This window comes from Archaeoglobus sp. (genome assembly GCF_017656475.1).
Classification (GTDB): domain Archaea; phylum Halobacteriota; class Archaeoglobi; order Archaeoglobales; family Archaeoglobaceae; genus Archaeoglobus.
This window is the reverse complement of record NZ_JACDNT010000042.1, coordinates 1-11,823: the sequence shown is the minus strand read 5'-3', so window position 1 is coordinate 11,823 and position 11,823 is coordinate 1. Positions and strand designations below refer to the sequence as shown.

At 50.5% G+C, this 11,823-nt stretch carries 16 protein-coding genes and 1 pseudogene; all 17 read right to left on the bottom strand.

Annotation, left to right across the window (positions count from 1 at the left end):
• Positions 1-835 (bottom strand): LamG-like jellyroll fold domain-containing protein (locus tag H0Z19_RS10070; RefSeq protein ID WP_290726277.1); only part of this gene is annotated, 835 nt, incomplete at its 3' end.
• 30 nt (positions 836-865) lie between these two features.
• A pseudogene (locus H0Z19_RS12070) lies at positions 866-1,309 on the bottom strand (LamG-like jellyroll fold domain-containing protein); the annotation flags it as partial.
• Between the two features lie 40 nt (positions 1,310-1,349).
• Positions 1,350-3,392 (bottom strand): phage tail tape measure protein, encoded by a 2,043-nt coding sequence (locus H0Z19_RS10065; RefSeq protein WP_290726276.1) that lies wholly within the window; start codon positions 3,390-3,392, stop codon positions 1,350-1,352.
• A complete protein-coding gene (locus H0Z19_RS10060; protein ID WP_290726274.1) occupies positions 3,382-3,516 on the bottom strand; it encodes a hypothetical protein in 135 nt (44 codons plus the stop codon). The genes H0Z19_RS10065 and H0Z19_RS10060 overlap by 11 nt, the downstream gene beginning before the upstream one ends.
• A gap of 86 nt (positions 3,517-3,602) precedes the next feature.
• Positions 3,603-3,872, bottom strand: a complete 270-nt coding sequence (locus tag H0Z19_RS10055) for a hypothetical protein (RefSeq protein WP_290726272.1) — start codon at positions 3,870-3,872, stop codon at positions 3,603-3,605.
• Between the two features lie 69 nt (positions 3,873-3,941).
• The gene (locus H0Z19_RS10050) at positions 3,942-4,868 is read right to left on the bottom strand and encodes a phage tail tube protein (RefSeq protein ID WP_290726271.1); all 927 of its coding nucleotides are present in this window, start codon (positions 4,866-4,868) and stop codon (positions 3,942-3,944) included.
• 4 nt (positions 4,869-4,872) lie between these two features.
• Complete coding sequence (locus H0Z19_RS10045) at positions 4,873-5,316, bottom strand: hypothetical protein (RefSeq protein WP_290726269.1); 444 nt, start codon at positions 5,314-5,316, stop codon at positions 4,873-4,875.
• Positions 5,313-5,915 (bottom strand): hypothetical protein, encoded by a 603-nt coding sequence (locus H0Z19_RS10040; RefSeq protein WP_290726267.1) that lies wholly within the window; start codon positions 5,913-5,915, stop codon positions 5,313-5,315. The genes H0Z19_RS10045 and H0Z19_RS10040 overlap by 4 nt, the downstream gene beginning before the upstream one ends.
• A gap of 41 nt (positions 5,916-5,956) precedes the next feature.
• Positions 5,957-6,160, bottom strand: coding sequence for a hypothetical protein (locus H0Z19_RS10035; RefSeq protein WP_290726265.1), 204 nt, complete (start codon positions 6,158-6,160; stop codon positions 5,957-5,959).
• 61 nt (positions 6,161-6,221) lie between these two features.
• Positions 6,222-7,163, bottom strand: a complete 942-nt coding sequence (locus H0Z19_RS10030; protein WP_290726263.1) for a phage major capsid protein — start codon at positions 7,161-7,163, stop codon at positions 6,222-6,224.
• A gap of 3 nt (positions 7,164-7,166) precedes the next feature.
• On the bottom strand, positions 7,167-8,555 hold the full coding sequence (locus tag H0Z19_RS10025; RefSeq protein ID WP_290726261.1) for a hypothetical protein: 1,389 nt from the start codon (positions 8,553-8,555) through the stop codon (positions 7,167-7,169).
• A gap of 1 nt (position 8,556) precedes the next feature.
• Positions 8,557-8,745, bottom strand: a complete 189-nt coding sequence (locus tag H0Z19_RS10020; protein WP_290726260.1) for a hypothetical protein — start codon at positions 8,743-8,745, stop codon at positions 8,557-8,559.
• Between the two features lie 11 nt (positions 8,746-8,756).
• Entirely contained in the window at positions 8,757-9,161 is a 405-nt protein-coding gene (locus H0Z19_RS10015; RefSeq protein WP_290726259.1) for a hypothetical protein, read from the bottom strand.
• Between the two features lie 5 nt (positions 9,162-9,166).
• Positions 9,167-9,466, bottom strand: a complete 300-nt coding sequence (locus tag H0Z19_RS10010; RefSeq protein WP_290726257.1) for a hypothetical protein — start codon at positions 9,464-9,466, stop codon at positions 9,167-9,169.
• A gap of 11 nt (positions 9,467-9,477) precedes the next feature.
• Positions 9,478-9,984: a hypothetical protein gene (locus H0Z19_RS10005; protein ID WP_290726256.1), complete on the bottom strand. Its 507-nt coding sequence runs from the start codon at positions 9,982-9,984 to the stop codon at positions 9,478-9,480.
• Positions 9,985-9,989: 5 nt separating this feature from the next.
• Positions 9,990-10,322 (bottom strand): HK97-gp10 family putative phage morphogenesis protein, encoded by a 333-nt coding sequence (locus tag H0Z19_RS10000; protein ID WP_290726254.1) that lies wholly within the window; start codon positions 10,320-10,322, stop codon positions 9,990-9,992.
• Positions 10,319-11,823: phage minor head protein (locus tag H0Z19_RS09995; RefSeq protein WP_290726253.1), on the bottom strand; the 1,505-nt coding region annotated here is incomplete at its 5' end. The genes H0Z19_RS10000 and H0Z19_RS09995, both read right to left, overlap by 4 nt.

Here is an 11,823-nt window from a genome sequence, read left to right as displayed (position 1 = left end):
TCGTTGTCCAGCGGACGGGGATTAAGAGCGTGCCGTACTGCGTACCGTCTAACTGTTCAACTAAGCCCGTGTTGAGGATTTCGGCCCTGTTAAGCCACTTTCCATTGGCCGTGTCCACACTGTCCGGAGCGAGCCAGAGGACTAAGCCGTCCGTCGGCGGGTTCAGCGGGTCGTTGTAAATCACTTGCATTTCTGAATCTGAAAGTGCACGATTATAAATTAAAATAAGTGCAATATCCATGTCTGCAAACTGGGTATCGCTCCCTTCATTCCTCCCAATTATCCAATCCCTTGCTAATCTGTCCGTGTCGGCGTTCAAAGCTTTTTCTTGAGAGAACTGCCCATTCAAATATGCTCTTGCATACTGACCGCTCTTAACACTCGCTCCAACCATCAGCCACTTTCCAATTTCAGCAGTCCCCGCATTAACGCCTGTTGTGCTTCCATCCGTCTGCTTAACTAAGATGATTATGTCTTTATCATCACTATCCACTCTTATACCGTTAACAGCTAAGTAACTGCTTAGTATGATGCTGTAAGGATAAGACGGGTTCAAAGAGTTCAATTTAAACAGAACTACTACAGACCAGTCCTGGCCTTCATCTACCGTAAACAGTGCAGGAATAACTCCATAATCATCCACTCCGTCGAAGTAAAGCCCATACGGCGCGCTCGCGGAGGGTGTGCTTTCGCTCACGGGGCGGAGCGGGATGTATGAAGCGCCGTAGATAGTCCCATCGTTCCCGTTGCCACTCTTATCGAGCCACTTTCCATTCGCCGTGTCCACCGAGTCGGGAGCATAGAAGAGGACTAAGCCGTCCGTGGGCGGGTTCATCGGGTCGTTGTAGATGGCCTGGATTTCGGAGTCAGAAAGGGCACGGGAGTAGATGAGGACGAGGTAGATTCTGCCGTCGAAGGGGTAGTCCCCTGCATAATTTTTCCCAATATGTAATATATTTTCAGTCGTGAATGTTGCTGTAACCGAACCCGATAATGTCTTTTCAAAATTATTGAGTACTAATTTGAGAGTAGAGCCGTCGTAAACAACTGAAATCATCATTGAGTCTGTAGGTTTTAAATTAGTCTCAAGTCGGACCCCTGCGAATGTAGCTCCCAACCCTACGTTCCCGCTCGCGAAAATCATAAGGCCGTCTATGGCCGGGTCTTTAATTGAAATTAATCTTCCAGAATTGTAACTATTCACTTTCCCGATAACGATAACTGAAAATTCGCTTACTCCAGCAAGGGGGTTATCTGCACTAACATAATCATCCACGCCGTCGAAGCTGAGTGCGTTATACTCTGTCATTATAATCCCTCCTTTAAGCTAAAATAAGAGAAGAGAGAGCTCACCTTAACCTCCTCGCTACCCGTCTCTCTATTTCAGTAACGAGCTTGTCTATATCGGCCTCTTCTCTTATTACCGAGCCGTGCAGGTCAACGTTAATCGTTATCGTTCCGCCCGCTGGCGTCGCTGTCGGCAGTAGTCCTATCCCCGGCGTAGTTATCAGTGGCGGCTCAACCGTTGGAAGCGGGAGCTTAGGCGTTAGGTCTTTCGCCGTGTCAATTCCCCGCTTGTAGCCCTCGACGATGTTCCGCCCGATGTCCTCGAAAACTTTCGACGGCGAGCTGATACCGAGCCAGCTCTTTATTGTATTCACCGCTTCTTCAACCGGATTTGTGAGGGAGTCTTTAATAACAGCAAATAGGCTTGAAAGTCCTGCCTTAAATCCATCAACGATGGCCCAGCCCAGTTCAATCGCCTTGGCCTTCAATTGTCCGGGCAAGCCCGCGATAAAGGCTAAAATTTCATTGAATTTTTCTTTAACTGGTTCAGCGATACGGGAGAACCCGCTCTTAATACCCTCCCAAGCCTGCTGTCCGAGTTCTTTTATTTTGCTCACAATCTTGCTCACTGCTGAGGTTATAATGTCCCATACTTTTTGCAGTACTTCATAGAGCAGTTCGTAGATTTTCGTCCACATCTCTATCCACGTAGTAACAAAATCATAGAGTTTTTCCGCGACCCATTTCAGCGCGCTGATAACCTTATCTCTGAACCCGCCGATGTTGAAGATAAGGGCTACAATCGCAGCGATAAGTGCCCCAATCGCGACGGCCGGAAGGCTAATCGCCCCTGCAAGTGCGGTAAGTGCTCCTCCTACTGCTCCAAGGGCGCCCGTTACGCTTGATAAAACCCCTCCCATTCCAAGTAGAGTCATGAGGCCACTTAGCGCTTTAATTGCTCCCGTCACAACCATAGTCGCCGAACCGAGCGCGATTACTGTGCCGGTTGTCTTTTTGATTGGTTCGGGGAGCGAATTAAAAGCTTGGAGGAGTTTTAAAATCGGCTGGAGCATGGAATTAAGGGCTGGCACGACGACCGAGCCGATGGTAATCGCTACGCTACGTAGATTATTCTGGAAAATCTTTAGCTGTTCCCCAAACGCCTCTTCTTGCTTTTTCCGTACTTCATCAGTAATATTGCCTGAGTTCTTTATCTCTTCGGTAAACTGACGGAGGGCCGGTGCGCCTTCTTGGGTCAAGATTGCTATCGCCGACCCTGCCCGGACGCCAAATATTTGCATAATATCCGCTGTGCTCGCCCCCGCATCTTGGAGTTTTTGCAATATTTCAGCGAGGCTGTGGGTCTCGGGGTTTAAATCCTCAACCGTAAGGCCAAGGCGTTCAATCGCTTCTTTCGCCGAGTCGGTTGGGTCGATTAGCTGGGCAATAGCCTGTCTTAGATAAGTACCAGCCTGCGAGGCCTTAACGCCGTGATTGGCTAAAATACCAAGCGCGGCCGACACTTCTTCCAGTGACCAACCGACCTGGTGGGCAAACGGGGCGACATATTTCATAGCCTCGCCGAGCTGTTGTAGGTTTGTATTGCTCTTCGTAACTGTAGCGATAAGCGTGTCATTTATCCTCGCTAAGTCTTGAACAGTTAAGCCGAACGCCTTCATTGTATTCACTGCTATGTCCGTTGCTTCGGCCATATCCATATGGGCAGCGACGGCGAGTTTGGCCACGTCAGTAACCGCTTCGAGGCTTTCCTTTGCTGAAAGGCCGGCTGAAGCGAGGTAATAATACGCCCTCGCTACTTCCTCCTGCGAAACAGCCATCGTATTGGCGATGTCGAGGGCTTTCTGTGCCAGCTTTTCCTCCATTTCGCGGCTCACGTCTCCCATAATGGCCACAGATTGTTTAAGCGCGGACTGAAAGTCGGTGAACTCCTCAATTGATTTCTTAAGAACTAAGGCTCCAAGTGCGGCCCCTGCCGCCATCGCGGCTGTCTTCAGCCCGCCCAGCTCCTCTGTAATCCCTTTTAATGCTTTCGTCGCGTCATCTTTAACTGCAACAATAATCTTTAGTATTTCATCATTTGCCATACCTCTCGCCTTCCACCTCGTTCAACACGCTGATTAAAACCACCCATTCCTCCAGCTCCGTTTCGGGCACTTTTTCAAGTTCGCTGGGCAGGACGTGGAAATACTGTGCGAGCTTAAGCCGCATTATCTTTCGCTTTAGTAGTGTTGCTTCTTTCTCGCTCGCTAAAAAGAAATAAGGCTTATCGGTGAGAATTCGCTTGGCGAGGAGCTTTACTTTTTTTGCTCGCCCTCGCTCAGGCCGGCGATGTAGTTTCCTGCCACCTCTGTGAGCTTGCGGTAAACAGAGTTCGGGAGCTGTTTTATCTCTTCTTCACCCAACCCGAAGACCATTTTTATTAGCGCGACGTTCGCCTCGGGGATTTTTTCTTTAATCGGCTGTAGATTATCGTCGAGGAACTCAACGATGAACTTGTCAACCTCGTAGCCCGCAGGCTCGCGGGCGGTAAACTCGCGTCCGTTTATCGTGACCTTTTTCTCCATAAGTACCACCACCTTATTCTTAATATTTTATTATAATATATATGATATATGGGAAAAGATGAAAGGGTGTCAAGTCCGCGGGTAGGCGTCGATAGAGTTGGTCAGCTTCGCCTTTACAGCGCTTGTGCCGTCGTCGAGAGCCAGAATCTCGACGTTCTCAATCAAAAGCTGGTTGGCTACGTCGGTCGGCTTTTCGCGGGAGGTGATAACCGCATTCGGGAAAGTGAATTCGAGCGTGTATTTGTGTGAACTGCCGTCAATCGTCTCGCCGACGAGGGTTATCTTAAACTCTTTCTTTACCCCGTCCATGAAGTCGTTTATTATCGTGTCGTCGTCGGCCAGTACGTCTATCTTTACCGTGCCCTTGAAACGCCCCTCTGGCAGGAGTGACCGGCCGGGGTCGCCGTTGAGCAAGTAGCCATCGTCGGCGATGTCCCTCTCAATAGATAGCTCGACGTTCCCTATCTTAACGTCAGTTCCACCCCAAGTGGCGGTCGAGCTGACGATTTTGAGCGGCGGGGCAGTGTCGTAGGTCGCCTCCGCTTCGCCGGTCGTGAGCGAACCGGTCTTCCCGACGAGGCTTACGGAGCAGGTGAGGTCGCCCTTCCCGCCGGCCTTGATATTGATGGTTTTGACTTTCATACCCTCATACTTTTCCTGTATGCCACCAACCTGCTTGATGACGGTGAGCTCTGGGATGTCGGCGTCTTTCAGCGTGAATTCGTGTGTATAAGAGCCGTCTCCATTGTCAGTCGTCGAAACCTGCCCGAAAAACGCATAAAGCAGTTCGCCGATGCCGTCCTCGCCGGTTAGCTCTATCTCGATGTCGCCGCTGACAGCCAGCTTGCCTTCCCTCACGTCAATTGGGGCGATTTTGTTTATCGTCTCAAGCGGGCTGACCTCTTTCTCGATCTTTAGGCTGTCGCTCTTTGCAAGCACGCCTATATAGGTTTCGCCCCCGCTTATGTTACCAATCTTTATCCACTGCTTAGCCATTTATCTACCCTCCTTTCCGATATACGCTTATCGTAAAATCACGCCGAAGCGTGCCTTTTTCCTCCAAAAAATCTCTATCCCTCACGTCCGTGAGGAGCAAATAATCAGCGCTCCCGATTCCATCTTTATGTGATTTAATCAGCTCTTCAAGCCGGGACGTTATTTCCTTTCGGACTGAATAAGCGTCATAGTTATCTGTCCGCATTTTGAGGTAAAGTGAAACGTCGATTTCGCCTTCTTCTTCGTAATAAGTCCACCCGATTGTGACAGGACGCGCCCTCTCAATCAGGCCGCGGATGATAAGAGCCGGGGTCGTGAACCTGACGCGGTTGTTGCCGGTCACATCAGTCTCGAAATATACGTTCACGTTCCGTGTCTGTCCTTCCGCGTCGGTATATGTTATTTGCGAAAGCAGGGTTTTCAGCTCGTCCCTTATGTCGAGCGTCATACGCTCACCACGCGTAGGTTATACCGTCCGAGCGCCGCCCTCTTCCTCGCAACGTAGGCTTTATAAAAACGGTCTTCCCTCTTCTGGACGACGAGGGCGTTCTTTTCAAGGTCGCTGATTGCGAGCGTGTCGGGGTTTTCAAGCTGCAGGCTCACGAGGTGAGCGGTAAGATAGTTTACAAGGTCATTGATATCGTCGGCTGTAATTATCGGCGGGAGATAGGAGTATGAGATATACACCTGCTCATTATCGGCTGGGGCTTCACTGAGCAGGATTAGGCCGTCTTCAGGCTTTATGTCTGCTACCGTCAGCTCACGCCACATATCAAAACCCGCTATAGGGTTTTTCGCTTCCACTTTTATATCTGCAGAGGTGACTATACCGTCAAGGTCTCGGTCAGCGATAGGAAAGCGCCTCGTCTGGTATACAAGCCTGTCATTTGTGAGCGGATATGCAAGTTCACGGTTTACTTCGCTCGTTAGCTCTTTCATTACTATCCGCTCGGCCACGCTCAAAATCGCTGTAAGGTCGGCGTCGCTGATATCGTCGCTCGTAATTCCTACCAGCTGGCGTACGGTATTGATATCGCCGTATGTCATTTTTTTGCCCCCTCACAAAAAGATTAATGCGGGCGAGGATATCACTCGCCCTTGCGGCCCTTCTCGTTCTGGTACTCCTTCTCCAGAAGCCCTATTACAACGCCGCTGAGGAAGCCCATCGCTCCCGCGAGCTCAGGAGTAATAGACGGGAAAATCTGATTAGCAACGCCGCCCATCATGTAAAACAGAGTGCCGAACATAAGTCCGTAGCCGAAAGACGGCAGGGCCCTTCTTCCCATTGCCATCGCTCTACACCTCCTTTTTCACTATATTACGTGTGTATTATAATAAAGAAAGGAAAGGCCATCATGCGGACGGGTTCACGACCTGGGCGATACCGATAGCCTCGGCAGTGCTGTCCCCGTCGAGGTCGGCCTTGACGACATCGACACCCCAGTAAGCGTTGAAGACCTCCTTGTAGAGGTCGTACTCGGGCTCGTACTTCTCGCTGAACTTGGCTGGCATACCGCGGGCCTCGACGACCGCGACGCTGGAGTCGAGAACGACTGCCACGACCTCGTTGGCGGTAGCGCTGACGTCCGGGGCGAACGGGGTAACTATGACCTTAAGGCCATAGACGCTCTTAAGGTTGCCGTTGTCATCGACCTGTATGACCTTGCGGTTCAGGTTGCTCTCGTACTCTGCTATAAGCTGCTGGGCGACGTCGTAGCCGATGACGAGAGTGTCCGGGTTCCAGCCCTTCTTCCTGAGGCCGTCCCTCGCGTCCTTTATCTTCTCGTAAACGTCGCTGAGGTCGCCAGCGGTAGCCAGCTCTGCCTTGTAGGCCGGGACGTAGTTAGTACCGGTCGCTGCCCCAAGGTCGAGCTTATTCACGATAACTTCATCCATCTTGTCAGCCCAGCCGAGGGCGATGGAGTTCACAATCTGTGCCTGCAAGTCAACGCTGGCCTCGTAAAGGCTCTCCGCAGTGACCGGGACGGTAACGCTGTACCTATTGATGGTGACGGTCGAAGCGAACGGCTTATAGGCGCCTGCCTCGTTAGCCGCCCCCTCAGCGGTCTGGGCAACGCTTATCTTCGGGAAGACGCGAACTTTGACGGTATCGCCGTCCCCCTTCGTGAGGTCTTCCTGGCTCGCGGCGATGACGCCGGCGAGTAGACGGCCCTTGGTCGCCTCCTCTACGATAAGCTTGGCGAAAACCTCGCTCTTTATAATGGCGCTTATATCGCTGGTGGTGGTGTTAGCGAGCTCCTCAAACTCTTTCTGAAGCTTGGCAACATCAACCATTTTTCAATCCCTCCTTATCTCCTTCATCTTCTTTCTAAGCATGGCTTCATACGCCTTAGCCGGGTCAACCGGCTCTTCCTCGGGCGAAACAACCAAAGACTTACGCCCGGAAAGCGGAACCTTTATATTCTTCACGAATTCGAGCAGTTCCCTCAGCTCGGCAAGGTTTTTCCCCTCACCGTCGAAATCTGGGTTATATTTCCTCAGCTCGGTGATAATTGCCTCGCGCTCTGCCCGCTCGTATTCTTTTACCTTGGCTTCAAGCTCTGCCTTTGTTTTTTCCAGCTCTTCGAGCTTGGCCTTAAGCACGGCTATTTCCTCGTCCTTCTCGGCGAGGAGCTTCTCATAGTGAGCAAGCTCATTATCGCTCACTGTTTCCGCCCCGTAATATTCTTCCGCCTGTTCCTGCGCCTCTGCCTCCTGCTCTGCCTGCTCGGCCTCAGCCGGCTCGGGCTGGACCTCAAATTCGAGCTTATCCTCTTCCTCCATCCACATCACCTCGATTACCTCGCCGTCATCGGAAAACGTTACCTGCGGCGGCACTTTGTCAAACTCTTTGTAATGGGCGGCGAGGTGGTTGTACACAGCCCTCTTATCGTCGCCCGGGATATCAACGCCCCCTCTCGCTCCAAGTAGTGCAGCCATTGCGGCCCTAACCCCATTCCAAACGACGGCATGGTCTTTCGGTCTGTGATGCGGTAGCTTTAGGTCAGTGAACCGCTCGGGCGGGTTTTCCGGCGCCCAAGCGTAGTGGCCGGCTATCGAGCGCTTTTCCTCGTCGCTCAGCTCGCCCCAGCTCTTGTCAGTAAAATCGCTTAGATTTGGCTTACTCCAGCTCGCTTCTGCGTCTTTACCATAACGCCACGGGTGGCGTGGAACTACACCCAAACCAACCTCCTCCTTTTCTTCTTTCTTTAATCCAATCCCGCAGCCCTTATCAGGGCCGCAGGCGCCCCTATCGACGAGGGAAGCCTTATCAATCTCCAAGTCCCTCGCTATTTTCCTGCCCTGTTCGTCCTGGTCTATCGTTACCCACACCTCGACGCTGACTTCGGGGACAAGGCCCGCCTGCAGGCGGTTCTTCACGTAGCCGAGCGCAGCAGGCCCCTTCGCGGTTTCGAGGTTGATGACTGGAATAGCCCTAAGCTTGCCGTCTTCGACGCGAGGGCTTTCCCACCAGCCGACTTCATCTTCTACGTCCCTGCTGTGGTTGAGCGTCAGCGGGAAAACGTCGGGGAAGCGGGCCTTTTCTATCTCCTCGCGCAGGAAAAGAATGCCGTTGTGCTCGCCCTCTGTGAGTATGGTCGAAAGCGGTAGGCGGACGAGGCTGCCTTCTCTTTGCAGTTCGCCCTTTTCTATTCTCTGAGCAAAAACAAACTTTCTCCTTTCCACGTCACTCCCTCCTTATTTCCTCCCTCATCACCCGTATCTCCTCTTTGAGGTCGCGAAAGGATTCATTTAGCCTGTCGAGCGCATCACTGAGTTTCCGCATCGTGTCGAGGTTCGCAGAGTACATCAGATACATCAACACGAGGGCAGCCCCCGCGATACCGTACTGCGCGGCTATCTCTTCAACCGTCATCCCTCCCACCTTCATTCTTCTTTATAGGTGAGTGCGATGAAGATTTTGGCCCCCCCGTCGAGGCCCGACCATTCGACGATGACTGGTTCATCAACATCTCCTTTCTTATTCAGCCCGATGCCGACCTGTCCGCGGAACTTGCCGATGTAGATTTTATATATCAGCTCGCCGCTGTTTGCGAACTTTACCGCTATCTCGCCGCCTGAGCTGTCCGTGTTTATCGTTACGCCGCGCGTAGATATCGTTTTTCCGGCGGGCGGAGTGAGGAGGATGTATGGGCTCGACTCTGCCGACGTGTCGATTTCGACCGTGATTGTGCTCTCGGTGGAGAGAGTGTCTACTTTAAGCACCCCGCTAAGTAAAGAGATAATTGAATTCAGCATTTTTTCGAGGTCTTTCTTATCAAAGAGAGCCATTTGAATCACTGTACTGCTTTAATTATTTCTCTTAAGCCTTTTTTATCGCGAGAAACTTTTATCTCCTCTTTGCAACTCTTTAGTATATCTCTGAGCTTTTTAGGTGCTGGCTTGTGAATGTGGTAGTGGATTGTCCCTCCGCTCTCATGCTTGGCCTCTCTTGTTTTTGTAGCGATGAAAGTATCGGGGTTTTCTGGGCTTTCGAGTTCATAGGGTTCGTAAACTATGTAACACTTTTCCTCTTTTTCGAGCTGGGTAGGGTCAAACTCTATGAACTTTCCCTTATAATAAATTCCAGTTTTCATTTTTACTCACCTCACTCCGCTTCGTCCTCTTCTTCGATAAGCAATCCAATTACTCTCGTGTTAGTTTGGTCAGCATCTGTGTCATTATAGTATCTGAACTGCATCGGGTAGTCATAAGTCGCTTTGATTGAGTCTAATAACGCTCTGCTTTCTTCAGGGGTTGAAGCATTTGTGACTGAAACTGTTCCTGTAAATACTTGTTTGTAAAATAATATTGTATTGTTATATTCATATACTCCTACCATATGCCATTGCAGTAATTTAGAGTGGGATAAAACAATCTTGTGGGTTCCAGTTGTTGAACTATTTGGGGGTGATACTGAAATATTCATCATTAATATTCTCCAAATTTTCCCCTGCGGTGGCTGAATCGTTATCGTCTCTGAAGAGCCGGCGGGAACTGTCGTATTGCTTGAAGCGTCTACGAAGACGATTCTTTTCTTTCCAAGCTTTTTTGTTAATTCAGTCTTAATATCACTTAACATCCTCTCTAAATCCTTCTTATCGAAGGTCGCCATTCACATCACCCTATAAAGGCCTTTATTCCTTTCATTTTCACCAGCCCGACGACTTTCTTAGCCGCCGGCCTGAGGTAGGGCTGTGCCGCCATCTTTCTCGTCCCGAACTCGACGTAGGGCGCGTAATGCACGTTCGTTCCGACGTAATAAACACCATCCTCTATTTTGCCCGTATGGATGCTTGCCCTCAAGCGACCTGTCCTTACGGGACAGATTTTTTTAGCTTCGCCTTCTATCATGAGAGCTATCCTTTCTGCCGCCTTTTCCAGCTCTTTCTCCATCTGTACCTTCTTTATGATTTTATCGAGATTGATTAGAAAGATGCCCGTGCCGGTCATACGAGTAGCCTCCCGTATCTCTCCCAAATAGCGATGATTTCATCAAACGCCTTCCTAAAAGTGGATAGTAAATGCTTGGCGTAGGCCGCTTCGATTGTTTTTACCCTTAGCTCGCGGCGCTTTGGTTTTACATACTTCTTTTCGTCGTCGTATTTACCCTTCGCGAGGCCGGCCAGCTGGCGGTCGATGATTGGTATGGCCGTACAGCGACAGTTGCCAGACCACGCGATAAAGCCGTTCCTCATGACGAGTAGGACATGGTTTTTGTCGAGCTCTACGTCGTAAGCAAAACCATGATATTCTCTCTTTTCGATTGTGAGGTTATGGACGTGGGCAAACTTACTACGCTTAATTCTCAGCACGTACATATCATTGTTGATAACATACTCACTGTTGTCGAACTTCTGTTTTTTACCTCTCACCTCTTGAATAGTCAGCTTAAACTGCCAGCCCGCCTTTATAATGAGCTCTGCAAGGTCGTTCATCAGTCTCTTGCTCGATGTGAACACAACTATCTCCTCTGAGAAGTTACCTCCCTTGTAGGCTTTGGGTTTGCGTATATAGCCGTCGCCCTTGGCGAAAGTGAGAAGGAACATCTTCAAAAGCTCGGGCGCAAGCCGCTTTATCTCGCCTGGGATGTACTTTTCTGCTGAATGGCCGAGCGACTTTAGCCACTCTGCGAACGGGTCGAGCTGTTTTGAGCGAATATAAACTGCGTCTTTTGCCTTCCATACTCCTGCGAGGTTGTCAAACATACGGCGGCTGAGCTCGTAAATCTCCTCTAATTGTTCTGGCTTATGCTGGGTAATTTTAATCTCATACTTTGTTGTGATTTCTTTGTGGACTGCCTGCTTATACTTCGTTCTGATTGAAACACTCCCTTCTGCAAGGTACCATGCCATAAACCTCACGAAGTCCTCAGTCACGAACTTAAACCCTGCCACCTCAATGTACTCCGGGTGCTCCCCCCTCCACTTGGCTGTGCGTGGTATCATAAAGTGGTTTTTCAGCTCAGCAGGCTTCACCTTGCGGAGCGACTTCCTGTATTTTGTCTTTATCCACATGTCATGTTCCGGAGTTACCTCCATATCAAACCATTTATTATAAATATGGTAAACCTCTCCGTCGTGCCAATATTTGATGACACATTCGACTCTCGCGGGTTCAAGCTCAAGCGTCTCAGGATTTAATGACCAAACGAGGTCGCCCTCTTTGACTTCATCAAAGCGTTTCCATCCGTCGAGCGTCCAAACAAGATGGCCCTCTGTGTAACAGTTTGGGTGAGCAGGGGGCATCATAACGCCGCAACGGAAAGGCTTTTCGAGCGGGGCCTGGTCACCGTCACAGGACGCGCATTCGGGACAGGTTCTATCATCGAAGGCGGTAACCCACTCCTTACCCACAACAACGCGGCTCTTTTTCCACGCCTCATACCTGCCGTAGTTACTGGCCCGGATAACCTCCGTTCTCGCTATCGTGTTCAGCCGCCACTTACGGGCAT

Excerpts from the sequence above, each read along its gene's own strand:
- H0Z19_RS10020 (WP_290726260.1), bottom strand. The coding sequence starts at position 8,745 with ATGACGGTTGAAGAGATAGCCGCGCAGTACGGTATCGCGGGGGCTGCC.
- H0Z19_RS10005 (WP_290726256.1), bottom strand. The coding sequence starts at position 9,984 with ATGGCGACCTTCGATAAGAAGGATTTAGAGAGGATGTTAAGTGATATT.
- H0Z19_RS10050 (WP_290726271.1), bottom strand. The coding sequence starts at position 4,868 with ATGGCTAAGCAGTGGATAAAGATTGGTAACATAAGCGGGGGCGAAACC.
- H0Z19_RS10015 (WP_290726259.1), bottom strand. The coding sequence starts at position 9,161 with ATGGCTCTCTTTGATAAGAAAGACCTCGAAAAAATGCTGAATTCAATT.
- H0Z19_RS10065 (WP_290726276.1), bottom strand. The coding sequence starts at position 3,392 with ATGGCAAATGATGAAATACTAAAGATTATTGTTGCAGTTAAAGATGAC.
- H0Z19_RS10010 (WP_290726257.1), bottom strand. The coding sequence starts at position 9,466 with ATGAAAACTGGAATTTATTATAAGGGAAAGTTCATAGAGTTTGACCCT.
- H0Z19_RS10040 (WP_290726267.1), bottom strand. The coding sequence starts at position 5,915 with ATGACATACGGCGATATCAATACCGTACGCCAGCTGGTAGGAATTACG.
- H0Z19_RS10030 (WP_290726263.1), bottom strand. The coding sequence starts at position 7,163 with ATGGTTGATGTTGCCAAGCTTCAGAAAGAGTTTGAGGAGCTCGCTAAC.
- H0Z19_RS10035 (WP_290726265.1), bottom strand. The coding sequence starts at position 6,160 with ATGGCAATGGGAAGAAGGGCCCTGCCGTCTTTCGGCTACGGACTTATG.
- H0Z19_RS10060 (WP_290726274.1), bottom strand. The coding sequence starts at position 3,516 with ATGCGGCTTAAGCTCGCACAGTATTTCCACGTCCTGCCCAGCGAACTT.
- H0Z19_RS10045 (WP_290726269.1), bottom strand. The coding sequence starts at position 5,316 with ATGACGCTCGACATAAGGGACGAGCTGAAAACCCTGCTTTCGCAAATA.
- H0Z19_RS10000 (WP_290726254.1), bottom strand. The coding sequence starts at position 10,322 with ATGACCGGCACGGGCATCTTTCTAATCAATCTCGATAAAATCATAAAG.
- H0Z19_RS10055 (WP_290726272.1), bottom strand. The coding sequence starts at position 3,872 with ATGGAGAAAAAGGTCACGATAAACGGACGCGAGTTTACCGCCCGCGAG.